The organism is Streptomyces sp. AJS327, from assembly GCF_013450295.1.
Taxonomy (GTDB): domain Bacteria; phylum Actinomycetota; class Actinomycetes; order Streptomycetales; family Streptomycetaceae; genus Streptomyces.
Window position 1 is genome coordinate 990,837 of sequence record NZ_SKBR01000001.1, and the last position, 26,944, is coordinate 1,017,780.

General features: G+C 73.4%; 22 protein-coding genes. 9 read left to right on the forward strand and 13 right to left on the reverse strand.

Annotation, left to right across the window (positions count from 1 at the left end; genetic code table 11):
• Positions 1–580: 580 nt before the first annotated feature.
• The gene (locus tag E0L36_RS03970) at positions 581–1,342 is read left to right on the forward strand and encodes a bifunctional DNA primase/polymerase (protein ID WP_180927438.1); all 762 of its coding nucleotides are present in this window, start codon (positions 581–583) and stop codon (positions 1,340–1,342) included.
• A 198-nt stretch (positions 1,343–1,540) separates the two neighbouring features.
• Here E0L36_RS03970 and E0L36_RS03975 read toward each other — a convergent pair whose 3' ends face one another.
• Together E0L36_RS03975 and map are read right to left on the reverse strand one after the other, a co-directional pair.
• Complete coding sequence (locus E0L36_RS03975) at positions 1,541–2,527, reverse strand: hypothetical protein (protein ID WP_308416621.1); 987 nt, start codon at positions 2,525–2,527, stop codon at positions 1,541–1,543.
• A gap of 425 nt (positions 2,528–2,952) precedes the next feature.
• The gene (gene map / locus E0L36_RS03980; protein WP_180927439.1) at positions 2,953–3,810 is read right to left on the reverse strand and encodes a type I methionyl aminopeptidase; all 858 of its coding nucleotides are present in this window, start codon (positions 3,808–3,810) and stop codon (positions 2,953–2,955) included.
• Positions 3,811–3,861: 51 nt separating this feature from the next.
• Between map and E0L36_RS03985 the strand changes: the two genes are divergently transcribed.
• From E0L36_RS03985 to E0L36_RS27395, 3 genes are all read left to right on the forward strand, one after another.
• Complete coding sequence (locus tag E0L36_RS03985) at positions 3,862–4,146, forward strand: hypothetical protein (protein ID WP_180927440.1); 285 nt, start codon at positions 3,862–3,864, stop codon at positions 4,144–4,146.
• Positions 4,147–4,460: 314 nt separating this feature from the next.
• The gene (gene npdG, locus E0L36_RS03990; protein WP_180927441.1) at positions 4,461–5,213 is read left to right on the forward strand and encodes an NADPH-dependent F420 reductase; all 753 of its coding nucleotides are present in this window, start codon (positions 4,461–4,463) and stop codon (positions 5,211–5,213) included.
• Positions 5,214–5,373: 160 nt separating this feature from the next.
• Positions 5,374–5,661 carry a hypothetical protein gene (locus E0L36_RS27395; RefSeq protein WP_258015889.1) on the forward strand — a complete coding sequence of 96 codons (288 nt, stop codon included), beginning with the start codon at positions 5,374–5,376 and terminating at the stop codon, positions 5,659–5,661.
• 215 nt (positions 5,662–5,876) lie between these two features.
• Here the strand turns inward: E0L36_RS27395 and E0L36_RS04000 are convergent, their stop codons facing one another.
• From E0L36_RS04000 to panB, 5 genes are all read right to left on the reverse strand, one after another.
• Complete coding sequence (locus E0L36_RS04000) at positions 5,877–6,704, reverse strand: site-2 protease family protein (RefSeq protein WP_180927442.1); 828 nt, start codon at positions 6,702–6,704, stop codon at positions 5,877–5,879.
• Positions 6,705–6,797: 93 nt separating this feature from the next.
• Positions 6,798–7,670, reverse strand: a complete 873-nt coding sequence (locus E0L36_RS04005) for an ABC transporter permease (RefSeq protein ID WP_180927443.1) — start codon at positions 7,668–7,670, stop codon at positions 6,798–6,800.
• Positions 7,667–8,677 (reverse strand): ATP-binding cassette domain-containing protein, encoded by a 1,011-nt coding sequence (locus tag E0L36_RS04010; protein WP_180927444.1) that lies wholly within the window; start codon positions 8,675–8,677, stop codon positions 7,667–7,669. The genes E0L36_RS04005 and E0L36_RS04010 overlap by 4 nt, the downstream gene beginning before the upstream one ends.
• Positions 8,678–9,167: 490 nt before the next feature.
• Entirely contained in the window at positions 9,168–9,488 is a 321-nt protein-coding gene (locus tag E0L36_RS04015; RefSeq protein ID WP_180927445.1) for a hypothetical protein, read from the reverse strand.
• Positions 9,489–9,758: 270 nt separating this feature from the next.
• The gene (panB, locus tag E0L36_RS04020) at positions 9,759–10,688 is read right to left on the reverse strand and encodes a 3-methyl-2-oxobutanoate hydroxymethyltransferase (protein WP_180927446.1); all 930 of its coding nucleotides are present in this window, start codon (positions 10,686–10,688) and stop codon (positions 9,759–9,761) included.
• Between the two features lie 346 nt (positions 10,689–11,034).
• Between panB and E0L36_RS04025 the strand changes: the two genes are divergently transcribed.
• A complete protein-coding gene (locus E0L36_RS04025) occupies positions 11,035–12,075 on the forward strand; it encodes an endonuclease/exonuclease/phosphatase family protein (RefSeq protein ID WP_180927447.1) in 1,041 nt (346 codons plus the stop codon).
• 30 nt (positions 12,076–12,105) lie between these two features.
• On the opposite strand, the gene E0L36_RS04030 is transcribed toward E0L36_RS04025, so the two are convergent.
• The 3 genes from E0L36_RS04030 to E0L36_RS04040 form a co-directional block, all read right to left on the reverse strand.
• Positions 12,106–13,851 (reverse strand): NAD+ synthase, encoded by a 1,746-nt coding sequence (locus E0L36_RS04030; RefSeq protein ID WP_180927448.1) that lies wholly within the window; start codon positions 13,849–13,851, stop codon positions 12,106–12,108.
• A gap of 133 nt (positions 13,852–13,984) precedes the next feature.
• On the reverse strand, positions 13,985–15,625 hold the full coding sequence (locus tag E0L36_RS04035; protein WP_180927449.1) for a multicopper oxidase family protein: 1,641 nt from the start codon (positions 15,623–15,625) through the stop codon (positions 13,985–13,987).
• Between the two features lie 127 nt (positions 15,626–15,752).
• A complete protein-coding gene (locus tag E0L36_RS04040; protein ID WP_180927450.1) occupies positions 15,753–16,289 on the reverse strand; it encodes a hypothetical protein in 537 nt (178 codons plus the stop codon).
• Between the two features lie 267 nt (positions 16,290–16,556).
• On the opposite strand from E0L36_RS04040, the gene E0L36_RS04045 reads away from it, so the two are divergent.
• Positions 16,557–17,600 (forward strand): helix-turn-helix transcriptional regulator, encoded by a 1,044-nt coding sequence (locus E0L36_RS04045; protein ID WP_180927451.1) that lies wholly within the window; start codon positions 16,557–16,559, stop codon positions 17,598–17,600.
• A 106-nt stretch (positions 17,601–17,706) separates the two neighbouring features.
• Positions 17,707–18,909 (forward strand): S8 family peptidase, encoded by a 1,203-nt coding sequence (locus tag E0L36_RS04050; RefSeq protein WP_180927452.1) that lies wholly within the window; start codon positions 17,707–17,709, stop codon positions 18,907–18,909.
• 143 nt (positions 18,910–19,052) lie between these two features.
• Here E0L36_RS04050 and E0L36_RS04055 read toward each other — a convergent pair whose 3' ends face one another.
• Positions 19,053–19,718, reverse strand: a complete 666-nt coding sequence (locus E0L36_RS04055) for an FMN reductase (RefSeq protein ID WP_180927453.1) — start codon at positions 19,716–19,718, stop codon at positions 19,053–19,055.
• Positions 19,718–20,860: an LLM class flavin-dependent oxidoreductase gene (locus E0L36_RS04060; protein ID WP_180927454.1), complete on the reverse strand. Its 1,143-nt coding sequence runs from the start codon at positions 20,858–20,860 to the stop codon at positions 19,718–19,720. The genes E0L36_RS04055 and E0L36_RS04060 overlap by 1 nt, the downstream gene beginning before the upstream one ends.
• A 381-nt stretch (positions 20,861–21,241) precedes the next feature.
• On the opposite strand from E0L36_RS04060, the gene E0L36_RS04065 reads away from it, so the two are divergent.
• Both E0L36_RS04065 and E0L36_RS04070 read left to right on the forward strand, forming a co-directional pair.
• A complete protein-coding gene (locus E0L36_RS04065) occupies positions 21,242–22,603 on the forward strand; it encodes a glutamine synthetase family protein (RefSeq protein WP_180927455.1) in 1,362 nt (453 codons plus the stop codon).
• 75 nt (positions 22,604–22,678) lie between these two features.
• Entirely contained in the window at positions 22,679–25,864 is a 3,186-nt protein-coding gene (locus E0L36_RS04070) for a bifunctional [glutamine synthetase] adenylyltransferase/[glutamine synthetase]-adenylyl-L-tyrosine phosphorylase (RefSeq protein ID WP_308416622.1), read from the forward strand.
• Between the two features lie 147 nt (positions 25,865–26,011).
• Here E0L36_RS04070 and E0L36_RS04075 read toward each other — a convergent pair whose 3' ends face one another.
• Entirely contained in the window at positions 26,012–26,872 is an 861-nt protein-coding gene (locus E0L36_RS04075) for a phosphatase PAP2 family protein (RefSeq protein WP_180927456.1), read from the reverse strand.
• Positions 26,873–26,944: the final 72 nt, after the last annotated feature.

Consider the following 26,944-nt stretch of genomic DNA (forward strand, 5'->3'; position numbering starts at 1 on the left):
GCACTGCTGAGCCCATCGTCCTCCGTGAGGGCCCTGTGGCGGAGAAGTCGGTCCGAATGTCGGACGGATGGTCCGATAGCCGCTCCACTCGGAGACGGACGCCTCGGAGCCGTCCGCTCACGGTCCGCGCCTGTCCACCCGCGCCCCCGCCAGACGCCCCCCACATCCTCCCCCGGCATCCCCTTCCCCACCCCGTCCCGCCCCACCTCGTCCGGCTTCCCGGTCTCCGCCGACGGTGGGGACGTCTGTGCGGACGGCCGGATGTGACGAGCGCCACGGTGGTCGCGCGTCCGGCCGGAGGTCGCGCCTCCGCCCGGGCGCGGTCCGGCGCCGGGGAGGAAAGCGCTGGACAGCGGCGGTTGAGGGGCGCGCGACGGGCGGGCGGACGCCGGAGCGGCGCCGGGCGGGAGACATGGCGTCCGGAGCTCGCACGCCCACCTGGCTACGCACTCGCCCGCGGGGAGGAGCAGGATGGGGGGTGTCATCGGCGATCCGTGGATTCGGTCCTGAGCGTGGCCTCCGCTGCGTACCCTCGACAGTCCACGGTCTGTTGCGAAGCGGACGCGGAATGAGGCGGTAGATGCAACGCGAGAGCAGGTTCACCCACTGGCTGCGCCGGCACGCCCGCAGGGGCTCCGGCCGACCGGACCAGAGCGCGGCCGAGCTGGCCCGCGCTCGTGAGGAGCTCCTGCTGGCCGCCGCCCTGGCCGGGTACCCTCTCGCCCCCGCCGCCCATCCCTCCGGGTACGGCTGCTCCTGTGTGCGGATCGGCTGTCCGACGCCCGGCCGCCACCCCGTCTCCTTCGCCTGGCAGACCCAGGCCACCACCGACGCCGCGCAGATCGAGCGCTGGGCCCGGAACGAGCCGCGCGCGAACTTCATCACCGCCACCGGCCAGGTGCACGACGTGCTGGACGTACCCGCCGAGGCGGGGTCGGCGGCGCTCGACCGGCTCCAGGACGAGCGGGTGCCCCTCGGCCCGGTGGCCCTCTCCGGCGGCGAGCGGATGATGTTCTTCACCGCCACCCGGGGCACCCCGGAGGACGAGGACGAGTGGTGGCCCTGCGAACTCGACTGCCACCCCGAGACCTTGGACGAGCATCCGGGGCTGCGCTGGCACTGCCGCGGCAGCTACGTCCTGATGCCGCCCGCCGAACTGCCCCCCTCGGTACTGCCCGGTGAGGACTACGGGGCGCACGTCCGCTGGCTGCTTCCGCCCGAACCCGGCAGCACGGTGGCGGAACTCCCCGAGCCGCTCGCCCTGTTGGAGGCGCTGACCGACGCCTGCGGCGCGTACGCCGCCGAGGGCGCGGCCGAGGCGGAGTCCTGGCCAGCCCGCTGAACACCCGCCGCCCCCGCCGAACATCGTCCCGCGAGGACGCCGCGCCGCCCAACGAGGCACGGACGCAGGGGAGTTGAGGGCCGGTAAACGGGGGAGGGGAGCGCGGGATCCCGGCTGTGGTGGGCGGCGCGGTACCGCGACGGAACGCGCCGTGCGGGCACGGAACGTGGGGACGCGCCGACGCGGGTCCCGCCTGTCTCAGTCGGCCTTGGCGCTGGTCATCCCGTCGATGCGGTTGAGGAAGACGACGCCGTCCCCGGCGCTGTCCGCCTCGGGAACGGAAACCGCCTGCTGGGAGACGCGCGCGTAGGTCACCGCCTTCTTCGGCGTCTCCCCGGAGAGCATCTCGCGCACCAGCGGGTCCTTGATCTTCGGCGCGTAGTCCTTGTGGAAGGTCTGCTTGGTGTGGTGGTGCGAGGCGAAGAAGACCAGCGCGCCTCCCCCCTTCACCCGCAGCCCCGCCGGGACGAACTGCGGTGGCCGCGCCGCCGAGTCGGCGAACTCGGTCCGCAACCCGGGCCGCTTCTCGGAGCGTTCGCGCTGGGTGCGGCGCTTGTCGGTGTGCGGCCCGTCCGCGAAGCGGTCGCCGCCGTCCCGCAGGGTGCGCACGTACTCCCTGCTGAGTGCGCCCGGCGCCACGCTCAGCCCCGAACCTCCGCCGCTCGGCACGGCCTTGACGTGTCCGTCCGAGTCCTTGGGGAACGTCGGGAGCTCGTCCGGCTCCAGCACGCTGAGGTAGCTCGCCTTCCAGCGGGCGTCCACGCTCTCGCGCTGGAAGACGTAGAACCAGCGGTTGCCGGTGTCGTCTCCCCGGGTGTCGGCGACGAAGAACTTCGGCCAGCCCGCCTGCTTGGGGATGAGGAACCGGGTGTCCCGGAGCTTCAGCGGGGGGATCGGCGGAATCTTCTCGCCGTTCTCCTTGGCGCCCTTGCGGGTCTTGAGGGCCGCCTGGTTGATGGCGCCGAGCGCGCCGCCCTCGATGGTGGCGTTCAGCCGGGTGTCCAGACGGCTGTTGGCCCGGTTGCTCTTGGCCGTGAACTCACGGAAGACCTTCCGGGCCTCCTTCTCGGAGGTCGCGGGCACCACGGCGGTCTCACCGTGCACCGTCATACAGCCGGACAGCGTCACCGCCAGCGCGACGGCACCGGCCGACAGCGCCATCGCCGAGTTCCTCGCCCGCTTCACTCCGAACTCACCCTCCCCGCGTTCCGCGGGAAGGAACTGTACCGCGCCGTGCGCACCCCGGGACCCCGGGGCGGGCCGGTCCAGCCAGCCTGGAACCCCGAGCCGCGCACCGCCCTCCGCTGTCTCGACGTGGCGCGCGCGGCGGACGGTTGGGACCGTCCCACCGCCCGCCAGATCGTGCCCGGTGGTGTCTCCCACGTGCCACGCGCCGACCGTCACCGCACCCCCCCCGCCGAACTCCCCACCGGAAGCGGGGTGTTACCCCCACCGGAAGCGGGTCGCTGGCGCACCGTGAACGGACGTACGGGGCCTGGGTGTTGGCGAACGGACGTACAGCGCCTGGGTGTTGGGGCCGGTGCCGAACGGCCGAACGGCGCCGGGGAGTCGGCGGGCCGGTGGTACGGACGGGGCGGTGTCCCGCGGCCTCAGGGGAGGGTGAGGATCTCCGCGCCGGAGTCCGTGACCACCAGGGTGTGCTCGAACTGTGCGGTGCGCTCGCGGTCCTTGGTGACGACCGTCCAGCCGTCCTCCCACATGTCCCACTCGTGGGTGCCCAGCGTCAGCATCGGCTCGATGGTGAAGGTCATGCCCGGCCGCATCACGGTGGTGGAGTGCGGGTCGTCGTAGTGCGGGACGATCAGGCCGGAGTGGAAGGCGGTGTTGATGCCGTGGCCGGTGAAGTCCCGGACCACGCCGTAGCCGAAGCGCTTCGCGTAGGACTCGATCACCCGGCCGACGATGTTGAGCTGCCGCCCCGGCTTCACCGCCTTGATCGCGCGGTTCAGCGACTCCCGGGTGCGCTCCACCAGCAGCCGGGACTCCTCGTCCACCTCGCCGCAGAGGAAGGTGGCGTTGGTGTCGCCGTGCACCCCGCCGAGGAAGGCGGTGACGTCCAGGTTCACGATGTCGCCGTCGCCCAGCACGGTGGAGTCCGGGATGCCGTGGCAGATCACCTCGTTGACCGAGGTGCACAGCGACTTGGGGAAACCGCGGTAGCCGAGCGTCGACGGATACGCCTGGTGGTCGAGCAGGTACTCGTGCGCGACCTCGTCCAGCCTGTCGGTCGTCACCCCGGGGGCGATGTGCCGCGCCGCCTCCGCGAGCGCTCCGGCCGCCACCCGCCCGGCCGTCCGCATCCGCTCGACGGTCTCGGCGTCCTGGGTCTCGGGGCCGGTGTACGGGGTCGGCGCCTCCTTGCCGACGTACTCCGGGCGCGGAATCGAGGCGGGCACCCCCCGTGGCGGAGAGAGCGTGCCGGGAACGAGGAGTGACTGGCCAGACATGCCGCGAGTCTAACGGTGGTGCCCCGGGCGGGGGAGCGGGAGCATGGTCCGATGGCACTCTTCAGACGCGGAAAGGCCGGGAAGCCCGGCGAGTGGTACTACTGCCTCGAACACGGCGCCGTCGAGGAGGGCCCGCAGTGCCCCGGCAAGGACCGGATGGGTCCCTACGGCTCCCCCGAGGAGGCCGCCCAGGCCATGGAGACGGCCCGGGAGCGGAACACCAGCTGGGAGAACGACCCGCGCTGGCACGACGACCAGTCGCCGGACGAGGCGGGGGACACCCCCGACCAGCCCGGGCGCCCCGACGGCCCCGGTACCGGCCGCCCCCGGGACTGACCCGCGCCCGCCCCCCCCGCGAGCCCAGTCCCCCCGACAAGCCCAGTCCCCCAACGAGCCCAGTCCCCCCACGAGCCCAGTCCCCGGGCGGTGCCCTGGCCCGCACTGGTACCTCGGCCCGCACCCCCTCCGGGTACGTCCAGGAGTACGCCGGGGGCGCGGCCCCGCCGCCGGGCGGGGGCGCCGGGCCTCACCAACCGCCGTGTGTGGGGCGGCCGTTCGGGCCGGGCCTCCGGTGCGCGGGACGGCGCGGTGAGCACCGTCACGGCTGGGCACGGCGCGGACGCCGGGCCGCCGGTGGGAGGATGCGGCGCATGACTAGTGCAGCTGAGCCCTCCTCCCCGGCCGCCCCGGACGCGTCGGCGCCCGCGTCCCCCGCCCCCCGGAAGGACCCCTGGGACCTCCCGGACGTCTCCGGCCTCACCGTCGGCGTGCTCGGTGGGACCGGCGACCAGGGCCGGGGACTCGCCTACCGGCTGGCCCGGGCCGGTCAGCGCGTCGTCATCGGCTCCCGCCGGGAGGAGCGGGCCCGGCAGGCGGCCGAGGAACTGGCCGCGCGGGGCGCCACCGGGATCGAGGGGGCGGACAACGCCGAGTGCGCCCGCCGCTCGGACGTGGTGATCGTGGCGGTGCCGTGGGACGGGCACGCCCGCACCCTGGAGTCGCTCCGCGAGGAGCTGCGCGGGAAGCTCGTGGTGGACTGCGTCAACCCGCTGGGCTTCGACAAGAAGGGCGCCTACGCGATCACCCCGGACGAGGGCAGCGCGGCCGAGCAGGCGGCGGGGCTGCTGCCCGATTCGCGGGTCACGGCCGCCTTCCACCACGTGTCGGCGGAGCTGCTCGCGGACGCGGACGTCGAGGAGATCGCGACCGACGTGATGGTGCTCGGGGAGGTGCGCGCCGACTGTGAACTCGTGCAGGCGCTCGCGGCACGCATCCCCGGGATGCGGGGCGTGTTCGCCGGGCGGCTGCGCAACGCGCACCAGGTGGAGTCGCTGGTCGCCAACCTGATCTCGGTGAACCGCCGCTACCGGGCGCACGCGGGCGTCCGCCTCACCGACATCTGACCCGGCCGGCGTCTGGTCGGACCGGCATCTGGTCCGGCGGCCCGTCCGGCCGGGAAGGCGCGCCCTCCCGGCCGGTGGGGCGCGGGCCGCGCGTACGGTGGAGAGGGCGCCGCAGCGCGCCCCGTCCGCAGTTCACGTCACACCGCCCGGGAGACCGCCGATGTCCGCCCCCACCGCCCGCTCCCCCCGGGGGATCGCGCTCTACACCGCCGTCCTCTGCCTGCTCGCGACGGCCGCCGCGGTCTTCTCGTTCGTGAACGGCAGCTGGCCGCTCGGGGTGGTGTGGGTGCTGCTGGCCGGGCTCACCTCGAACATGGCCTGGTACTACCGCCGCCGGACGCGGGCCCTGGCGGCCGCCGCCGAGCGGGACGCGGCCTCCGCCGCGGCCGAGGGGGCCGCCTGCCGCACCGTGCCCTCCACGTCCCGCGCCCCCGAGACGACCGCCTGACCGAGCCGTCCGCGACCCCCGAATCCGGACCGGTCCCCGGACCCGTTCACGGACCCGGACCGGGACCCGGGCCCGTTCCCGGATCCGTTCTCCGGCCGGGACGGGTCAGCGCCGGGCGGCCCGATCAGGCCCGGGCCCCGGGAGGCCCCGCCACCGGAGGCCCCGCCACCCGCGCCGGGGCCCGCCGCGTCGACCGCCCCGCCGAGACGCGGCGTTCACCGCCCCACCGTGTCGACGGCGTCCACCGCGTCCACCGCGTCTACTACGGGTTCCCCGTTCCAGAAGCGGAAGTACTCGTAGCCGAAGTCGACGTCCGCGCCGGGCACGCGCAGCCACTCCAGCACCGTGCCCACCGTCTCCCAGAAGACCGTGTTCACGGCCGGGATCCAGAGGCAGGCGAAGACCAGCAGCAGCCCGAACGGCGCGTAGGGTTCGAACCGCCGCCGCAGGCGCGGGGAGAGCCACGGCTCCAGCGCCCCGTACCCGTCCAGGCCGGGCACCGGCAGCGCGTTCAGCACCGCCGCCGTCACCTGGAGCATCGCGAGGAAGGCCAGCGCGTACCGGAAGGCGAAGGGCACGTCCGCCATCGCGTCCAGCCAGAACGGGGCCGTGAGCAGGATCGCCAGCAGCACGTTCGTCAGCGGTCCCGCCGCGGAGACCAGGCTCTGCCGCCACCGCCGGCTGATCCGGCCCCGCTCCACGTAGACCGCGCCGCCGGGCAGGCCGATGCCGCCCAGCACCACGAAGAGGACGGGGAGCAGCACGCTCAGCCCGGCGTGCGTGTACCGCAGCGGGTTCAGGGTGAGGTACCCCTTGGCGCCGACCGAGGTGTCCCCCGCGCTGAGGGCCGAGCGGGCGTGCGCGTACTCGTGCAGGCAGAGCGAGACGATCCAGCCGGAGAGCACGAACAGGAAGACCCCGACGCCGGTGATCTCCGCCCGGCCGGTCCAGACGACCCACCCCGAGAGCGCCATCACCACCAGCACGCCCAGGAACACCGGGCTGATGCGGTGGTGTTCGGGGTGTGGTGAAGCGCGGGCCATGGCGCTAGACCGTACCGGCCCCCGGCGCGGCCCGGCGAGCCGTGGCCGGGCGGCCGGGAGCGGTCACCGGGGGCGCCGGTGGCGGGAGGGTGGTCACACCTGCTTGCGGAACTTCGCGATGGCGAGCGGGGCGGTGACCGCCGTCAGGCCGACGACCCAGACCATGGTCCACAGCACCGGGGAGGCCACGGCGCCCTCACCGAGCATCAGCCCCCGGGCGGCGTCCGCGACCTGCGTCAGCGGGTTGAACCGGGTGAAGGTCTCCAGCCAGGAGGGCATGGTCTCGGTCGGTACGAAGACCGAGGAGCCGAACTGGAGGGGCATCAGGATCAGGAACGAGACCTGCTGCACGGCCTGCGCGTTGGGCAGCGACAGCCCCATCACCATGAAGATCCACATCAGCGAGACGCCGAAGAGCACGGTGAGCCCGGTGGCGGCGAGCAGCCCGAGCCACTGGCCGTCGATGTCGAACCCGACGAGGAAGCCGACGATCAGCAGTACGACGATGGCGACCAGCAGCCGCCCGGCCTCGACCAGCGCCTTGGCGAGCAGCACCGAGGAACGGGCGATGGGCATGGCCCGGAACCGGTCCATGACGCCCTTGCGGAAGTCCTCGTTCAGTCCGGTGCCCACGCCCATGGCGAGGCTGGTGCTCATCATCGCCATCATGCCGGGCACCAGGTAGTTGGTGTAGGCGTCCCGGTCGCCGCCGTCCCCGCCACCGCCGATGGCGCCACCGAAGACGTACACGAACAGCAGGGTGAAGACGATGGGCATCAGCAGGACGTCCATCATCGACTCGGGGTCCTGCTTGATCTGGAGGGTGTTGCGCCGGGCCAGCGCGCCGAGGTGGCGCAGGTTGGCGCGGAGGCCGATCCTCCCGTCGTCGGACGGGGACGCCGCCCGCGGGGTGTTCCGGGCGGGGGTCCCCGGGTGTTCGGGGGCGGGCGCGGTGGTGGTGTTCACGCCGCGGCCTCCTCAAGCTCGTCGTGGTCCTGGTGGGTGGCCTTCTGGCCGGTGATCGCGAGGAACACCTCGTCCAGGCTGGGCAGATGGGTGGCGATGTCCGCGATGGCGAAGCCGCGCTCGCCCAGCAGGCCGACCACGGCGGTCAGCTGCTCGTCGCTGACGATGGGCACGCTGAGCACGCCGGACGCCGGGTCCGAGGTGCTGCCGCCCACGCCGTCGAGTCCGGCCTCGCGCACGGCGGTGGCCATCAGGGGCAGCTCGGCGGGGTCCACCGGGCGGATCTCCAGGGTGCGCCCGCCGACCTTCGCCTTCAGCTCGGGCACGCGGCCCTCGGCTATGACCTTGCCCCGGTCGACCACGGTCAGCTCGCTGGCCAGCTGCTCGGCCTCCTCCATGTACTGGGTGGTGAGCAGCACGGTGTTGCCGTCCTCGACGATGTTCTTCACCTCGTCCCACACCTCGTTGCGGGTGCGGGGGTCGAGACCGGTCGTCGGTTCGTCCAGGTAGAGCACCCGGGGGCGGCCGATCATGGACGCGGCGAGGTCCAGCCGCCGCCGCATCCCGCCGGAGTACTTGCTGGCCGGGCGCTTGGCCGCCTCGGTCAGCGAGAAGCGCTCCAGCAACTCGTCGGCGCGGCGCCGCGCCTGGGAGCGGGGCAGGTCCAGCAGCCGCCCGATCATGTACAGGTTCTCCCGGCCGGAGAGCTTCTCGTCCACCGAGGCGTACTGGCCGGTGAGGCCGATGGTGCGGCGCAGCTGGCGGGGCTGGCGCACCACGTCGTACCCGGCGACGACGGCGGTGCCCGCGTCCGGCAGGAGCAGCGTGGACAGCATCCGGACGAGGGTGGTCTTGCCCGCCCCGTTCGGCCCGAGAACTCCCATGACGGTGCCCTCGCGCACGTCGAGGTCGATGCCGTCGACCGCCCTGTTGTCCCCGAAGTGCTTGACCAGGCCGCGTACCTCGACGGCGGAGCCGCCGCGCGGTGGGGTGGTGTGTCGCGTCATGGAACCAAAGGTGCCAGCTTCCGCTGACAAACGACCGACAGCCCACCGACACCGCCGCCCCTCGCCAGGCCGGGTCCCGGCGGTCCCCACCGGGCACCCCCGCCCCCTCGCCGGTGCCCCAACCGCCCCGCTTCGCCCGGGAGTAGACGGTGTGCGGCGGGACCCCGGCCATCCGGTACGACACACCGTGGCCGTCCGTACGCGGTGGGTGGCGACGGGGTTCGGAGGCTCCGTCACGGGGGTGTGGGGGCGGTCGGGCGGGGGTGCCGGGCCGGGGCGGTGACATCGGTCACACGGCCGGATGGGGAGGGGGCCCCGCGTCCCGGCTCGCCCGCGCCCGCGGGCCCAACCCGGCGGTGTGGGAACGGAGATGAGCGAACCCCCGGGGCCCGCCGGAGGGGCGGACGCCGGGGGTCACGCGGGAGCCGGACGGGTCGCGCGCCGTCCGGGCCCCGGAGCACCGGTGCTCAGGGGGTCAGCGCGTCAGCGGTCAGCGGCTGCGGACCTGGTCCTGCTCGGAGCCCTCGACCTCGACCGGCACGCGGTTGTGCTTGCCGTGCACCTTGGTCTTGATGTTGCCCGTCTTGATCGACTCGTTCTGCGTCGACTGACCGACGTGGCGGGAGTTCTTCACGAAGGGCACCGCCAGGTCGCCCGGTCCCCGCTCGTTGGCGAAGACGGAGTCGCCGTAGACGAAGTAGACGTTGACGGGCCGGTCATGGCTGTTCGCGCTGGCGGCCGGGGCCACGCCGACGGCGAGGCCGACGGCCAGCCCCGCGGTCGCCACGGCACGGGTGAGGTTCCTCATCATGTCCTCGTTTCTCTCCTGGGGCCCGCTCGAAGCGGAGCCCCTGATCGGGAAAGTCGGATGAGATGTACCGCCCCTTGTATGCCCATTCCTCGCGCTGTACCGGCGACCACCGATCTCGGTGACGGAACTGCTCCGAACAGTCTCGGGAAGCCGGGTGACGGCGGCTCCACGCGGGTGCCGCCGCCCCGCGGGCCCGGCAACGAGCCGTCCGTGCCCCCCGAACCGGAGCACCGGCGCGGCCCGTCACCGAGCGCGATCGGCGAACCCGGCTCAGCTGAAGCTGTGCCGCGCCTCCGGGAAGGCGCCGCCGACGACGTCGTCGGCGAAGGCGCGGGCGGCGCCGCCGAGCGTCTCCCGCAGCCGCGCGTACTCCTTCACGAAGCGCGGCACCTTGCCGGAGGTCAGCCCCGCCATGTCGGTCCACACCAGGACCTGCGCGTCACACTCCGCCCCCGCGCCGATCCCGATCGTCGGGACGTCCAGCGACCTGGTGACCTCGGCCGCCAACTCGGCGGGCACCGCCTCCAGTACGACGCTGAAGGCCCCGGCGTCCGCGACCGCCTTGGCGTCCCGCAGCAGCTGCTGCGCCGCCTCCTCGCCGCGCCCCTGGATGCGGTAGCCCATCGCGTGCACGGACTGCGGGGTCAGCCCGACGTGCGCCATGACCGGGATGCCGCTGCGGACCAGCAGCTCCACCTGGTCGGCCGAGCGCTCCCCGCCCTCCAGCTTCACGGCCCCCACGCCCGACTCCTTGACCAGCCGGGTGGCGCTGCGCAGCGCCTGCGCCGCCCCCTCCTGGTACGTGCCGAAGGGGAGGTCCGCGATGACCAGCGCGCGCCGGGTGCCCCGGACGACGGCGGCGGAGAGCATCGCCATCTCGTCCAGGGTGACCGGGACCGTGGACTCGTACCCGAGATGGCAGTTGCCCATGGAGTCCCCGACCAGCAGGGCGGGTATCCCGGCCTCGTCGAACACCGAGGCCGTCATCGCGTCGTACGCGGTCAGCATGGGCCACTTCTCCCCGCGGCCCTTGGCGGCTCCGAGGTCACGCACCGTGACGCGGCGGGTGGTGACACCGCCGTAGAGCTTGAGCGACCCCCCGCCGTCGGACGCCCCCGAGGGGGACGCGGGGGATGACGCCGGGGCGCCGGAGGCGCCCTCCCGGGTGTTTCGGACAGCCTGCTGCGCTGCGTGCTGCATGGTACGGCTCCTGATTCGTCGTCTCGTGGCGCCCTCACGGCGTCCCCGGAACTCTCGCCATGCTGGCACGCGGGGGCGCGCGGGGGGAAGTGCGAGGAGGGCGGTGGCCTGGGGCGCGCGCTCCCGGGCGGACCACCCCGGGACGCGACGGAGACGGACACGAACGGTCCCGGATGATCGGAACCCGAGGCGCGGTTCCGCACGTCCTGTCTCTGTGTGGCCGCCCGCCGCCGACGCGCTACGGGCCGCCCGCGTCCCCCGCCCGGCGAGGCGTCTCGTGCGTCAGCGAGCCCTCCGGGATCACATATCGTTCATGCACCATCACCACAGGCAAGCGAGGGCAGCGATGGCAGGCGCGCACACGGCGGAGGCCACCGGCCAGCCGGACGGCGGTCCGCGACGCGGAACCGCGGGTGGCCGGGGCGCCCAGCGCCTCCGGCGGGCCCTGGGCCGCTGGGGCGGGGAGGGCGCGTGGCGGCGCGGACTGGTCCCGGCGGTGCTCGCGCTGCTGCTGGCCCTCGCGCTGTCCGCGCACGCCCGGATCCCCAACTCCATCGGCAACCTCGGCTCGCTCTGGGAGACCTTCCTGCCCTGGGGCGGTCTGCTCATCCCGGTGCTGCTCGTGGCCGGGCTGCTGCGCCGCTCGCCGACGGCGCTGATCGCGCTGCTGGTGCCGGTCGTCGTCTGGGTCAGCCTCTTCGGCGGTCTGGTGACCACCAAGTCCGGCGCGGGCGGCGACCTCACCGTCGTCACGCACAACGTCAACGCGGGCAACCCGGACCCGGAGGGCACCGCGCGCGGGCTCATCGCCTCGGACGCCGACATCCTCGCCCTGGAGGAGGTGTCCGCCGCGCGGGCGGGCACCTACCGCAAGGCGCTGCGCCGGGCCTACCCGCACCACACGCTGGCCGGCACGGTCGGGGTGTGGAGCAAGTACCCGCTGAGCGACAGCCGCCCCGTCGACCTCCGGATGGGCTGGCCCCGCGCCCTGCGCACCACGGTCAGCACCCCGCGGGGGGACGTCGCGGTCTTCGCCGCGCACCTGCCCTCGGTGCGCGTGCAGTTCCGCGCGGGCTTCACCGCCGGGCAGCGGGACGACAGCGCGAGCGCGCTCGGTGAGGCCGTCTCGGCCGAGAAGCTGAAGCGCGTGGTGCTGCTCGGCGACCTCAACGGCACGATGAACGACCGCGCCCTGGCGCCGGTGACCTCCCAGCTGCGCTCCACCCAGGGAGCCGCCGGGGACGGCTTCGGCTTCAGCTGGCCCGCCTCGTTCCCGATGGCCCGGATCGACCAGATCATGGTGAAGGGCGTGGAGCCGGTGTCCTCCTGGTCGCTGCCGGAGACCGGCAGCGACCACCTGCCCGTCGCCGCCTCGATCAACCTCTGAGGTTCCGGGGCGACTTCGCGGGGCCGCCGGTCAGCGCTCGCGCCAGCGGTTGGTGAGCGGCAGCCGGCGGTCCTTGCCGAAGCCCTTCGCCGAGATCTTCGTGCCCGGCGGGTACTGGCGGCGCTTGTACTCCGCGGTGTCCGTCATCCGCAGGACCCGGTTGACCAGCTCCGGGTCGAACCCCCGGGCGACGATGTCCGCGCGGCCCTGGTCGCCGTCCACGTACAGCTTGAGGATGCGGTCCAGCACCTCGTAGTCGGGCAGCGAGTCCGAGTCGAGCTGCCCGGGGCGCAGTTCCGCGCTGGGCGGCTTGCTGATCGAGTTCTCCGGGATGGGCGGGGTGTGGCCGCTCGCGGAGGCCGCCTGGTTGCGCCACCGCGCGAGCCGGAAGACGTTCGTCTTGTAGACGTCCTTGATCGGTCCGTACGCGCCGACCGAGTCGCCGTACAGCGTCGAGTAGCCGCACGCCAGCTCGGACTTGTTGCCCGGGGCGAGCACCAGGTGCCCCTCCTGGTTGGAGAGCGCCATCAGCAGGGTGCCGCGCAGCCGCGCCTGGAGGTTCTCCTCGGCGAGGCCGGTCAGCGCCAGCGACTCCATGTACGCGTCGAACATGGGGCCGATCGGGACGGTACGGAAACGCAGGCCGGTGCGCTCCGCCAGCTCCGCCGCGTCGTCCCGGGAGTGCCCGGAGGAGTAGCGCGAGGGCATCGAGACGCCGTGCACGTTCTCCGGGCCGACCGCGTCGCAGGCCACCGCCGCGACCAGCGAGGAGTCGATACCGCCGGACAGTCCGACGAGCACCGAGCGGAAGCCGTTCTTCGCGACGTACGCGCGCAGCCCGACCACCAGGGCCGTGTAGATCTCCTCGTCGTCCCCCAGCCGGGGCGCGGTGCTGCCGGTGACCTCCGGCTCGTAGGCCGGGAGCGGGTCGGCGGAGAGCGTGACGTGGTCCAGGCGCAGCCCGTCGTCCACCACCCCGGACGGCACCGCCCCGGCGGCCGGGAGGTCCAGGTCGAGGACGACGCAGCCCTGCTCGAACTGCGGGGCGCGGGCCAGCACGGTGCCGTCCCGGTCGACGACGAGGGAGTCGCCGTCGAAGACCAGGTCGTCCTGGCCGCCGATCATCGCCAGGTAGGCGGTGGTGCACCCGGCCTCGCCCGCCCGCTTGCGCACCAGCTCCAGCCGGGTGTCGTGCTTCTCCCGCTCGTACGGCGAGGCGTTGACCGACAGCAGCAGCCCGGCCCCGGCGGCGCGGGCGGCGGGCACCCGGCCGCCCTCCTGCCAGAGGTCCTCGCAGATGGCGAGCGCGACGTCCACTCCGCGCACCCGGATGACGGGCATGGTGTCGCCGGGCAGGAAGTAGCGGAACTCGTCGAAGACGCCGTAGTTGGGCAGGTGGTGCTTGGCGAAGGCCAGCGCCACCGCCCCGCGGTGCAGCACGGCGGCGGCGTTCTGCGGCCCCCCGGCGGGCTGGCCGTAGGCGGCGGGCCGCTCCGCGCGGTCGAGGTAGCCGACGACCACCGGGACCTCGCCGAACCCCTCCTCCGCGAGCCGGTGGGCCAGCGCGCGCAGCGTCTCCCGGCTGGCCTCCACGAAGGAGGACCGCAGCGCCAGGTCCTCCACCGGGTAGCCGGTGAGCATCATCTCGGGGAACGCCACCAGGTGCGCTCCCTGCTCCACGGCGTGCCGGGTCCAGCTGACGACGGACTCGGCGTTGCCGTCGAGGTCGCCGACGGTGGAGTCGATCTGGTTCAGGGCGAGGCGTAGTTGAGGCACGTCCCTGAGTGTAATCGTCTTACTGACACGAGATCGTGCTGAACGGCCCGGCGCCGGTGGCGCCCGGGCGCCGGTACGGGCCGGGCCCGGGGACCCGGCGGGGCGCGCCGTTCCGGAACGCCCCGCCCGTGGGTCAGGGGCGGTAGCCCAGCACGGTCATCATCCCGGACTCGCTGTGGTAGACGTTGTGGCAGTGCGCCATCCACAGCCCCGGGTTGTCGGCGTCGAAGTCCACCTCCAGCTTCTTGCCGGGCAGGACGATCGCGGTGTCCTTGCGCGGCCCGCCGTCGGGCAGCTGGAAGGTGTGGCCGTGCAGGTGCATGGGGTGCCACATCTCGGTGTCGTTGACGAACACCAGCCGCACCCGCTCGCCCGCGCTGATCGGGTAGCGCTCCTTCGGGTCGTACGTCCGGCCGTTGATGGACCAGTCGTACTTCTCCATCGAGCCGGTCAGCTTGAAGCGGATGGTGCGGTCCGGGTCGCCGGACCGCAACCGCACCGAGGAGTCGGCACGCAGCTGCTCGGCGGTGACCAGCTTGCCGTCCAGCTCCGCCGGGCGGGTCTTCGCGGAGGGCGTCTCGCCGCCGCCCGTCCGCAGCACCGCCATCGTCGTCTTCTTCTTGCCCTCGGCCAGCGCGGTCAGCGGGAAGACGCCGTCCTTGACGGTGACCAGCACGTCGTACCGCTCGCCCATGCCGAGCAGCAGCGCCTCCGTCTCCCGGTGCCGCACGGGGAAGCCGTCGGTGTGGGTGACGGTCATCCTGTGCCCGCCGAGCGCGACCCGGAACGCGGTGTCCCCACCGGCGTTGACCAGCCGGATCCGGACGCGGTCGCCCGGCTTGGCCTTGAAGGTGCGCGGCTCCTTCGCGGTCCGGCCGTTGACGAGGTAGTGCGGGTAGGCCACGTCCCCCGCGTCGCCGCCGAGGTGCTTGCTGGTCGCGCCCATCATCATCCGGGACGGCCCGGACTCCTTCGGCTTGGGCTCGTTACGGCCGCCCATCGAGTGGGCGCCGTGCCCCCCGCCGTGGCCGCCGCCGTGTGACATGCCCTTGGCCAGCTCCTTGAGGACCGCGTCCGGCGTGGAGCCCTCCACCCCGTCCACCCAGTCGTCGAGGACGACGACCCACTCCTCGTCGTACTTCAGCGGCTCCTTCGGGTCCTCGATGACCAGCGGGGCGTACAGGCCGCGGTCCTGCTGGACGCCGGAGTGCGGGTGGAACCAGTAGGTGCCCGGGTGGGCGAGCCGGAACCGGTAGGTGAAGTCGGCGCCGGGCTTGATGTCCCGCTGGGTCAGCCCGGGGACCCCGTCCATGTCGTTGCGCAGGGCCAGGCCGTGCCAGTGGACCGAGGTGGCCTCGGGAAGGTTGTTGGCGAGCTTCAGCTCCAGGGTGTTGCCCGCGGTGACGCGCACCTCCTTGCCGGGCAGCTCCTCGTCGTACGCCCAGGTGGAGACGGTGACGCCGTCTCCCAGGTCGAGCTTGGAACGGGTGGCGGTGAGGCTGACCTTCTCGGTGTCGCCCGCGGCGCGCTTGGCCTCGGCCGCCCGCACCTCCTTGCTGTCGGGCTCGATCCACTCGCCGTCCGTGGCGGGCTTGGCGTCCGCCTGGCCCTTGGCACCCCCGTCCTGGGAGCCGCCGTCGTCGTCCGAGGAGCAGGCGCCGAGCAGGCCGGTGCCCGCGAGGGCCACCCCGGCGCCCAGCAGGGTGCGGCGGGAGGTCCGGGAGGTGCCGGACGTGAGGGGGGTCGCAGCGGTCTGGAGTCGCGAAGTACGCATGGTGATCGCCTTGTCTGGTGTCGATGGTGGGCCGCGGGGCGACCGCGAGCGCGGAAGAGCGCGGGTCGGCCACACGGCGGAGCGCGTCGCGGAGGCCGGTCCGCCGAGGGCGGACGGCCGGGTTCCGCTAGACGCGCAGCACCGACAGCTGTGCGAGGCGCGTGGCGTGCGGCGGCGGGGGCGCCGGGGGCAGGGCCGCCCGACGGGTCAGCGCCTGGGCGGTGGCCAGCGAGGCGAGGAAGCGGCGCCGGAGCGCGCCGAGGAGCCCGCCGGTGAGCAGCGCCACGGCGGTGGCGGCGCCCAGCACCGCGAGACAGACCGACATCGGATCCGCGCCACCGGGCAGCCCGCCGTGCTCGCCGCCGTCCGCGCCCTGGAGGGCGTGGGCGGCCCCGGGCGGCGCGTCGACACCGGCGGGGCCAGCGGGGTCAGCGAGGAACGCGGGTCCGGCGGGGGAGAGGCCGGGGTCGTGGGCCGGGGCGGCGTGACCGGTGTGCCCGGCGGCCGGGGTGTCGGCGGAGTGGAGGGCGGGCGCCGCGTGGGCGCCGAGCGCGCCACCGTGGTCGGTGGGGTGGCCGAGCGTGTGCATCGTGGCGATGCCGAGCAACAGGGCGGCGAACAGCAGCAGTCGGGCACCCCAGGTGGTGCTCCGCGCTCGCCGCATCGCGTCTCCTCGCTTCGCTGGCTGCTTCTCTCCGGCCGAAGCGGGACGCCTCTCCGGCGTCCCGGTGGTCACTCTATCCCCGCCCGCTCCGCCGCGCGCGGGTGCCGGGGAGTGATGACCGGGAAGCGCCGTGCGCTGTCCGAAAGGGCGAGGCGGCGACCGGGGTGGGTGCGTGATGCTCCGGATCGCCGTTCCCGGGCGGTTTGCCCGGTCGATGGCGCGCATTTGTCATTGACGCGAACTCGCCACCGTGCCCAGGATGCGTTCATGTTGGAGGCCCTCGATCTCGAACCCGTCCAGCAGCAGTTGTACGAGGCGCTGGTCGACGGTGCCGTCACGGTTCCCGAACTGCGTGCCGCGCTGGGGCTCAGCGCCGCGCGGGTGCGCGCCACGCTCGCCTCGCTGGAGGAGCGGAGCCTGGTGGGCCGGTTCGCGGGTCGACGCGGCGGCGAGGACCGCTACCTGCCGGTCGCGCCGGAGGTCGCCTTCGAGTCGATGCTGCTCGCGCGGGAGGAGGAGATCCACCGCACGCGGCGGCACATCCAGTTGCTGGCCTCCCGGTTCCGGGCCAGCTCGCCGGGGCGCGACCCGGTCGACCTGGTGGAGATCGTCACCGGCCGCGCGGCGGTGATTCGCCAGGTCGACGTGGTGCAGCGCAGCGCGCGGCAGCAGATCCGCGGGATCGACCGCCCGCCGTACGCCACCAGCGACCCGGACCAGCTGGACCCGAAGACCGGGATGATGCCTGCTCAGGCGCAGATGATGGGCCAGGGCGTGGCCTACCGCGTGATCTACGACAGTGAGGGGCTGGAGCGCTTCCAGCGGCTGGACGCGGACATCGGCGCGTGCGCCGAACTCGGCGAGGACGCCCGGGTGATGGTCGACACCCCGACCAAACTCATGATCGCGGACGACCGGCTCGCCCTGATCCCGCTGCGCTCCGCCCCCCATGAGCTGGCCAGCAGCGTGGTGGTGCACCCCTCGGGGCTGCTGGAGGTGCTCTGCGAGTTCTTCGAGGTGCTGTGGGGCAGGGCGCTGCCGCTCTCGGACTACCTGGCGGGCCGTCCGCAGGGGGCCGCCGACGGCCCGACGCCGGACGAGGCGCGGCTGCTGGCGCTGCTCTCCACCGGGCTGACCGACCAGGTGATGGCCCGTCAACTGGGGGTCAGTTACCGCACGTTCCAGCGGCGGCTGCACGGGCTGATGGACCGCCTCGGCGCGACCACCCGGTTCCAGCTCGGGATGCGTGCGGCGAGCCTCGGCTGGGCGCTCCAACCCGACGGGCGATCCAGGGTGAATGAGCTGGGTTGAGGCAATTGCCGGTTTCCTCGGACCTCTTGTCGTGCCCGTGACGATGTGCTGAGCTTCGGCACGCACCCCCACAGTGCACCCCCCACGACGAGGAGGAACCCTCGAAATGGCAGTGACGCGTAAGAAGCTCGCCGTTGGCATCTCCGCTGCGGCAGCCGCTGTGGCGCTCAGCGCCGTCGCGCTCCCCGCGAACGCGGCCCCCTCTCCTGCCGAAGGCACGGTCGTCGGAGCCAACTCCGCGAACGCCGTCAAGGGCAGCTACATCGTGACGATGAAGAAGTCGGAGGTGAAGGCCGCCTCCGCGGAGGGCAAGTCCGTCGTCAAGGAGCACGGCGGCACCGTCGACAAGACCTTCACGCACGCCCTGAACGGCTACAGCGCGAAGATGACGGAGAGCGAGGCGAAGAAGCTCGCCGCCGACCCGGCGGTCGAGAAGGTCTTCGCCAACCAGAAGCACAAGATCTCCGCTGACCAGGCCAACCCGCCCTCCTGGGGTCTGGACCGCATAGACACGCCCGAGCTGAACCTGGACGACAACTACACGTACCCGGACAGCGCCGGTGAGGGCGTCACCGCGTACGTCATCGACACCGGTGTGCGCGTCTCGCACAGCGACTTCGGTGACCGCGCGGCCGACGGCTACGACGCGGTCGACGGTGACGACGAGGCTCAGGACGGCAACGGCCACGGCACCCACGTGGCCAGCACCGTCGCGGGCGAGGCGCACGGCGTGGCCAAGAAGGCCAACATCGTGGCCGTCCGCGTGCTGGACGACAACGGCTCGGGCACCACCGCCGGGGTCGTCGAGGGCATCGACTGGGTGACCGAGAACGCCGACGGTCCCTCCGTCGCGAACATGTCCCTCGGTGGCGGCGCCGACGAGGCGCTGGACGAGGCCGTCCGCAACTCGGTGGCCGCCGGCATCACCTACGCGGTGGCCGCGGGCAACGAGGGCACCGACGCGGGCAACTCGTCCCCGGCGCGGGTCGAGGAGGCCATCACCGTCGGCGCGACGGACGACACCGACGCGCAGGCCAGCTTCTCCAACTACGGCTCGGTGCTGGACATCTACGCCCCCGGCGTGGACATCACCGGTGCCTGGAACACGGACGACGACGCCACGGACACCATCTCCGGTACGTCCATGGCCTCGCCGCACGTCGCGGGCGCCGCGGCGGTGTACCTCGCCGGTAACACCGACGCCACCCCGGAGCAGGTCTCCACGGCCCTGGTCGAGGGCGGTTCGGCGGACGTGGTCGGCAACCCGGGTGAGGGTTCGCCGAACGTGCTGCTGAACGTCGTCGAGTAACAGCGGCTCCCGCTCAGCGCATCACCTGAGCCGCAGCCGCGGTCCGGTACCCCACATGCCGGACCGCGGCTGTATCCACCAACCGGTCCCCGGAGGCCCACTCGGCCTCCGGGGACCGGCGTGCGCCCGGGCCCGGCCGTCGGTCACTCCGGCGGGCGGAGCGCGGCCAGTTGCTGCTCGAAGGGCACCACCGGCTCGGTGGGCGCCGGCGCAGCCCCGGGCCGCTCCCGCAGCAGCCCCGCCAGCTCCCCGCCCGCGCGGGCGATCCGGCCGGGCAGCGAGGGGCCGGGCCCCTCCTGGGCGCCCCAGTCGGCGGTCGCGGCGAACACCCCGGTGGGCACGGTCAGCGCCCGCAGGTAGGTGAAGAGCGGCCGGAGGGCGTGCTCCAGTACCAGCGAGTGCCGCGGGCTGCCGCCGGTGGCGGCGAGCAGCACCGGCTTCCCGGCGAGCGCGTCCTCCTCCAGCACGTCGAAGAAGGACTTGAACAGCCCGCTGTAGGAGGCGTTGAAGACCGGGGTGACCGCGATCAGCCCGTCCGCCTCGGACACCGCGGTGAGTTCCGCGCCGAGGGTGTGGCCGGGGAACCCGGTGACGTAGCCGCGCGCGATGTCGGTGGCCAGGTCGCGCAGTTCGACGGTGTGCGTGCTGGCGGTGCGGCCCTGCGACCGCAGGGCCTCCCCGGTCGCCCCGGCCAGCCGGTCGGCCAGCATCCGGGTGGAGGACGGCTGGCTCAGGCCGCCGGAGACGACGGTGAGCCGCACGGGACCCGCCGTTCCGCCGCCGGGCGTCTCGGTCGGCTGGTTGTTCATCAACGGCTCACCCTCTCCGGCGCTGTCGCCTCGGACGTCCCTGTCACCGCGGACGTCTCCGGGGTGGCTGACTCCGCCCGGGCGCGGAGCGCCGCGTGGGTGGGGCCGTCGGGGACGTTCGTGGGCCGTCCGGCGGCGAACTCCCGCCGCAGCACCGGGACGACCTCCTCGCCGAGCAGGTCCAGCTGCTCCAGCACGGTCTTCAGCGGCAGTCCGGCGTGGTCCATGAGGAACAGCTGCCGCTGGTAGTCCCCGAAGGACTCGCGGAAGGTCAGGGTCTTCTCGATGACCTCCTGGGGGGAGCCGACGGTGAGGGGCGTCTGCGCGGTGAACTCCTCCAGGCTCGGCCCGTGCCCGTAGACCGGCGCGTTGTCGAAGTACGGACGGAACTCGCGGACCGCGTCCTGCGAGCGCCTCCGCATGAACACCTGGCCGCCGAGCCCGACGTACGCCTCCTCCGGGGTGCCGTGGCCGTAGGCGGCGTACCGCTGCCGGTAGAGCCCGATCAGCCGCTTGTAGTGCTCCTTCGGCCAGAAGATGTTGTTGGCGAAGAAGCCGTCGCCGTAGTAGGCGGCCTGCTCGGCGATCTCGGGGCTGCGGATGGAGCCGTGCCAGACGAAGGGCGGCACCCCGTCCAGCGGGCGGGGGGTGGAGGTGAACCCCTGGAGCGGGGTGCGGAACTGGCCCTTCCAGTCCACCACGTCCTGGCGCCACAGCTGGTGGAGCAGCGCGTAGTTCTCGATCGCCAGCGGGATGCCCTGGCGGATGTCCTGGCCGAACCAGGGGTAGACCGGGCCGGTGTTGCCGCGCCCCATCATCACGTCCACCCGGCCGTCCGCGACGTGCTGGAGCGTCGCGAAGTCCTCCGCGATCTTCACCGGGTCGTTGGTGGTGATCAGCGTGGTCGCGGTGGAGAGGATGAGGCGTTCCGTCCGGGCGGCGACGTGCCCCAGCAGGGTCGTGGGGGAGGACGGGACGAAGGGCGGGTTGTGGTGCTCCCCGGTGGCGAAGACGTCGAGGCCGACCTCCTCCGTCTTGCGGGCGATGGCCAGGATCGCCTTGATCCGCTCGTGCTCGCTCGGCGTGCGCCCCGTGGTCGGGTCGGTGGTGACGTCGCCGACGGAGAAGATTCCGAACTGCATGGCCCTCACTCCAGTAGTTGATTGTTGAACTATATTGCCCCTAATGCTCCGCGGCCGTCAGGCATTCCCGGGTACCCCACAGCCCCGGCCCCCACCACGATCCCCCCGCCGCCCGCGCCGCCGCCCGCTCCCGCCGGGGCGCCACCCTCACTCGCCGCGCCGGGGGAGGGGCCGCCGTCCCGGTGGTCCGCCCACGGTGACGGAGTCGACCAAGATCCAGAGGTGGACCAGAATGAGCCCGCGGGCGGGCCCGACCGGACCACGCCCGGATTCCCTCCCGGGGGCACGGCGCGCGCGGGGCCGTGTGGTGGGATGCTCGTGTTGTCCGAGCGCGCCCGGGGGGACCGCGGCGGGTGGCCTGACCAGCGAGGATGGATGGATATGGATAAGCAGCAGGAATTCGTGCTCCGGACCCTGGAGGAGCGCGACATCCGGTTCGTCCGGCTCTGGTTCACCGACGTCCTCGGCTTCCTCAAGTCCGTGGCCGTCGCCCCCGCCGAGCTGGAGCAGGCCTTCGACGAGGGCATGGGCTTCGACGGCTCCGCGATCGAGGGCTTCGCCCGCGTCTACGAGTCCGACATGATCGCCAAGCCGGACCCCGGAACCTTCCAGATACTGCCCTGGCGGGCCGAGGCGCCCGGAACCGCCCGGATGTTCTGCGACATCCTGATGCCGGACGGCTCCCCCTCGTACGCCGATCCGCGCTACGTCCTCAAGCGGGCCCTCGCCCGCACCTCCGACCTGGGCTTCACCTTCTACACCCACCCGGAGATCGAGTTCTTCCTGCTCAAGGACAAGCCGGTGGACGGGGCCCGCCCCGTCCCCGCCGACTCCTCCGGCTACTTCGACCACACCCCGCAGAACGTCGGCATGGACTTCCGGCGGCAGGCGATCACGATGCTGGAGTCCATGGGCATCTCCGTGGAGTTCTCCCACCACGAGGGGGCCCCCGGACAGCAGGAGATCGACCTGCGCTACGCCGACGCGCTCTCCACCGCCGACAACATCATGACCTTCCGCCTCGTCATGAAGCAGGTCGCGCTGGAGCAGGGCGTGCAGGCCACCTTCATGCCCAAGCCGTTCTCCGAGTACCCCGGCTCCGGTATGCACACCCACCTCTCGCTGTTCGAGGGCGACCGGAACGCCTTCTACGAGTCGGGCGCCGAGTTCCAGCTCTCCAAGGTGGGCCGCTCCTTCATCGCCGGGCTGCTGAAGCACGCCGGGGAGATCTCCGCCGTCACCAACCAGTGGGTCAACTCGTACAAGCGGATCTGGGGCGGCGCGCAGCGCACCGCGGGGGAGGGCGGCGAGTCCCCCTCGTACATCTGCTGGGGGCACAACAACCGCTCGGCGCTGATCCGGGTGCCGATGTACAAGCCGGGCAAGACCGGCTCCACCCGCATCGAGGTGCGCTCCCTGGACTCCGGCGCCAACCCCTACCTCGCCTACGCGGTGCTGCTCGCCGCCGGGCTCCGGGGCATCGAGGAGGGCTACGAACTCCCGCCCGGCGCGGACGACGACGTCTGGGCGCTCTCCGACTCCGAGCGGCGCGCGATGGGCATCGACCCGCTGCCGCAGAACCTGGGCGAGGCCATCCAGTTGATGGAGCGGAGCGAGCTGGTCGCGGAGACCCTCGGGGAGCACGTCTTCGACTTCTTCCTCCGCAACAAGAAGCAGGAGTGGGAGGAGTACCGCTCCGAGGTCACCTCCTTCGAACTCCGCAAGAACCTCCCGGTGCTGTAACCCGAGGGCGGGCCCGCCCGGGCCACCGCGGACGGCCGGGCGCCGGAGTGGACGGAGGGGAGAGGAGTGGCGGACGTGCCACAGCTGGGGCGCAGGGACAGCGTGTTCGGGAAGCTCGTACGGCGGGGCTTCACCGACCCCGCGGCCGCCGCGCGGCTGCTCGACGCCGAGGCGCTCGCCCCCGTGCGGTCCGAGCCGCAGCTCATCGACGGGCTCGGGGCCACCGCCGACCCCGACCAGGCGCTGCTGGGCCTGGTCCGGCTGGTCGAGGCCCTGCGGGACACCCGCCCCCCGGACGCCCCGGGGCCAGGAGGGGACGCCGGCCAACCGGACGCCGCCCCCGCCGCGCCTTCCGCCCCCGCCCCCACTTCCCCCGCCGCCCCCGCCGCCTCCGCCGGGCACGGGGAGGCGGCGGGCGCGCGCGGCCTCACCCCCCGGGGAGCGGACGCGGCGGAACGCGAACTGCTCGGCACCCTGCTGGGCAGCAAGCCGCTGCGGGACCGGCTGCTGGGGGTGCTCGGCGCCTCCGCCGCGCTCGGCGACCACCTGGCCACGCACCCCGGCGACTGGCGGGTGCTCGCCACCTACGAGATCGCCGACCTGCGCCCCACCGTCGCGGACTTCGCCGCCGAGCTGGAGCCCGCCACCGACCCGGACGCGCTGCGCGCCGCCTACCGGCGCTGCCTGCTCACCATCGCGGCGCGGGACGTCTGCGGCACCAGCGACCTCGCCCAGACCGCCGCCGAACTGGCCGACCTGGCCACCGCCACCCTCCGCGCCGCGCTCGGGATCGCCGTGGTGGAGGCGCCGGAGGACGCGGCCCAGTGCCGCCTCGCCGTCGTCGGCATGGGCAAGTGCGGGGGCCGTGAGCTGAACTACGTCTCCGACGTGGACGTGATCTTCGTCGCCGAGGCCGTCGGCACCACCGAGGAGGACGCCGCGCTGCGCGCCGCGACCCGGCTGGCCGCACGGATGATGCGGATCTGCTCCGACACCACGGCCGAGGGGACCATCTGGCCGGTGGACGCCAACCTCCGCCCCGAGGGCCGGAACGGGCCGCTGGTGCGCACCCTCAGCAGCCACCTCGCCTACTACCAGCGGTGGGCCAAGACCTGGGAGTTCCAGGCCCTCCTGAAGGCCCGCCCGGTCGCGGGTGACCTGACCCTCGGTCAGGAGTACGTCGACGCGGTCGCGCCCATGGTGTGGCAGGCGGCCGAGCGGGAGAACTTCGTCACCGACGTGCAGCAGATGCGGCGCCGGGTCGAGGCCGCCATCCCGCTGGCCCAGGTCGAGCGGGAGCTGAAACTCGGCCCCGGCGGGCTGCGCGACGTGGAGTTCGCGGTGCAGCTCCTCCAGCTGGTGCACGGCCGGGGCGACAGCTCGCTGCGCAGCCCGACCACCCTCGACGCGCTGGCCGCGCTCGCCGCCGGGGGCTACGTCGGCCGGCAGGACGCCGCCGAGCTGGACGCCTCGTACCGCTTCCTGCGCACCCTGGAACACCGCATCCAGCTCTTCAACATGCGCCGCACCCACCTCATGCCGGAGGCGGAGGCCGACCGGCGGCGGCTGGGCCGCTCCCTCGGCTACCGCACCGACCCGGTCACCACGCTGCACCAGAACTGGCGGCGGCACGCGGCCGCCGTGCGCAGGCTCCACGAGAAGCTGTTCTACCGGCCGCTGCTGGACGCGGTCGCCCAGCTCGACACCGTCGAGGCGCGGCTGTCGACCGCCGCCGCCCGGCAGCGACTGGAGGCCCTCGGCTACGCGGACCCCGTCGCGGCGCTGCGCCATATCGAGGCGCTGACCAGCGGGGTCAGCCGGAAGGCCGCGATCCAGCGGACGCTGCTGCCGGTGCTGCTGGCCTGGTTCGGCGACTCCGCCGACCCGGACGCCGGACTGCTCGGCTTCCGGAAGATCTCCGACGCGCTGGGCAAGACCCCCTGGTACCTGCGGCTGCTCCGGGACGAGGGCGCGGCGGCGGAGAACCTGGCGCGGGTCTTCTCCACCGGCCGCTTCGCCCCCGACCTGCTGTTGCGGGCGCCGGAGGCGGTGGCGATGCTCGGCGACGGCGCCGCCGCCGGGGCGGCCGCCGAGGGCTCGCACAGCAGCGGGCTGCGGCCGAGGCCGCCCGCGGTGCTGCTCCAGGAGACGCTGGCCGCCGTCGGCCGGGCCGACGACGCCGAGCAGGCGGTGGCGGCGGCGCGCGGGGTGCGGCGGCGGGAGCTGTTCCGTACCGCCGCCGCCGACATCATCGGCGCCTACGGCACCGAGGGCGCGGCGCCGGACGATCCGGGGGAGGCGCTGGACCGGGTCGGTACCGCGCTCACCGACGTCAACGCGGTGACGCTGGCCGGGGCGCTGCGCGCCGCCGTCCGCGCCACCTGGGGCGACGAACTCCCCACCCGGTTCGCGATCATCGGCATGGGCCGCTTCGGCGGCCGGGAGATGGGCTACGGCTCGGACGCGGACATCCTCTTCGTGCATGATCCGCGCCCCGGCGTCACGGAGCACGAGGCGGGCAAGGCCGCGTTCGCGGTGGCCACCGAGATCCGGCGGCTCCTCCAGATCCCCAGCTCCGACCCGCCGCTGCTGATCGACACCGACCTGCGCCCGGAGGGGAGGTCCGGGATGCTCGTCCGGTCGCTCACCTCGTACGAGGCGTACTACCGGCGGTGGTCGCGGGTGTGGGAGAGCCAGGCGCTGCTGCGGGCGGCGCCGGTGGCGGGCGACGTCGAGCTGGGCGAGCGCTTCGTGCGGCTGGTCGACCCGCTCCGGTATCCGGAGGGGGGCCTGGACGAGGACGCGGTGCGGGAGGTCCGCCGCCTCAAGGCCCGCATGGAGGGGGAGCGGCTGCCCCGGGGAACCGACGCGACCACCCACACCAAACTCGGCCGGGGCGGTCTGACGGACGTCGAGTGGACCGTGCAGCTGATCCAGCTGCGGCACGCGGCCGCCGATCCCACCCTGCGCACCACCCGCACCCGCGAGGCGCTGGCCGCCGCGCTGGCCGCCGGGCACCTGGAGGCGGAGGACGCCCGCACGCTGGACGAGGCGTGGCTGCTGGCCTCCCGGGTGCGGAACGCGGTGATGCTGGTGCGTGGCAGGCCCGGCGACACCTTCCCCTCGGAGCCCCGTGAGGCCGGAGCCGTGGCCCGCTACCTGGGGTACGAACCCGGCCGGGTGGGCGACATGCTGGACGACTACCGGCGCCTCACCCGGCGGGCGCGCGCCGTGATGGAGCGTCTGTTCTACGGCGGCTGACGCGACCCGCGCGGCCCCCGCCGACCCTGCCCAACGCCCCGGCCACCGTCTCGCCACCGCCCCGCCGGTACGTCCCCGTCCGGCCGTCCCAGCCCGGGCCTGACCGTCCGGGCGTGGCCCGTCCGGGGCTCCGGGCGGAGGGGTGGTTCAGCCGCCGGCCGGGACCATCCGGGGCAGCCGGTAGGCGAGCCGCCGGTACCAGGCGCAGGAGAGCGCGAAGCCCAGCCCGAGGCAGAGCAACCCGCCGATCGCGTCCAGCCAGAAGTGGTTGGCGGTGGCGATGATCACGACGAGGGTGGCGGCCGGGTAGGCGGCGCCCAGCACCCGGACCCACAGCGGCTTCGCCAGCATCGCGATGGTGATGCCGCACCACAGCGACCAGCCGATGTGCATCGACGGCATCGCGGCGTACTGGTTGGACATCTCCGCGAGGTTCCCCGAGGCCATGGAGCCCCAGGTCTCGTGCACCTGGACGGTGTCGATGAAGTGCGTGCTCTCCATCAGCCGGGGCGGGGCGAGCGGGAAGAGGTAGTAGCCGAGCAGCGCGACGCCGGTGGTGATGAACAGCACGAGCCGGGTCGCCGCATACCTGCCGGGGTGGTGGCGGTAGAGCCAGACGAGCACGCCGAGCGTCACCACGAAGTGCAGTGTGGCGTAGTAGTAGTTCATGCCGACGATGAGCCATGTCACGTCGTTGGCCCACTGGTTGACCGACTGCTCGACGGCCAGGCCGAGGATGCGCTCCGCCTCCCAGATCCAGTCGGCGTTCCGCAGGGCGGCCGCCCGCTGTTCGGGGACGGCGTTCCGGATCAGGGAGTACGTCCAGTAGCTGACGGCGATCAGCGCGATCTCGAACCAGATCCGGGGCCGTCTGGGAAGCCTGGCCCGCTCCAGAGCCGTCTGGATACGGCTCTGGCCGGTGCCGCTCTCCGGACGAGTCTCCCGCGGGGGGATCTCGGTGGCGGCAGGCGGTGGTTGGTCGTCTGTCTGCGCTGTCGGTGCCCCCATAGGGGGACAGTCTGCCAGACGGGGGTACGCCCCCCGTCATCCCGTGGGGGGTTCCCGCCACCACCCCCGCCA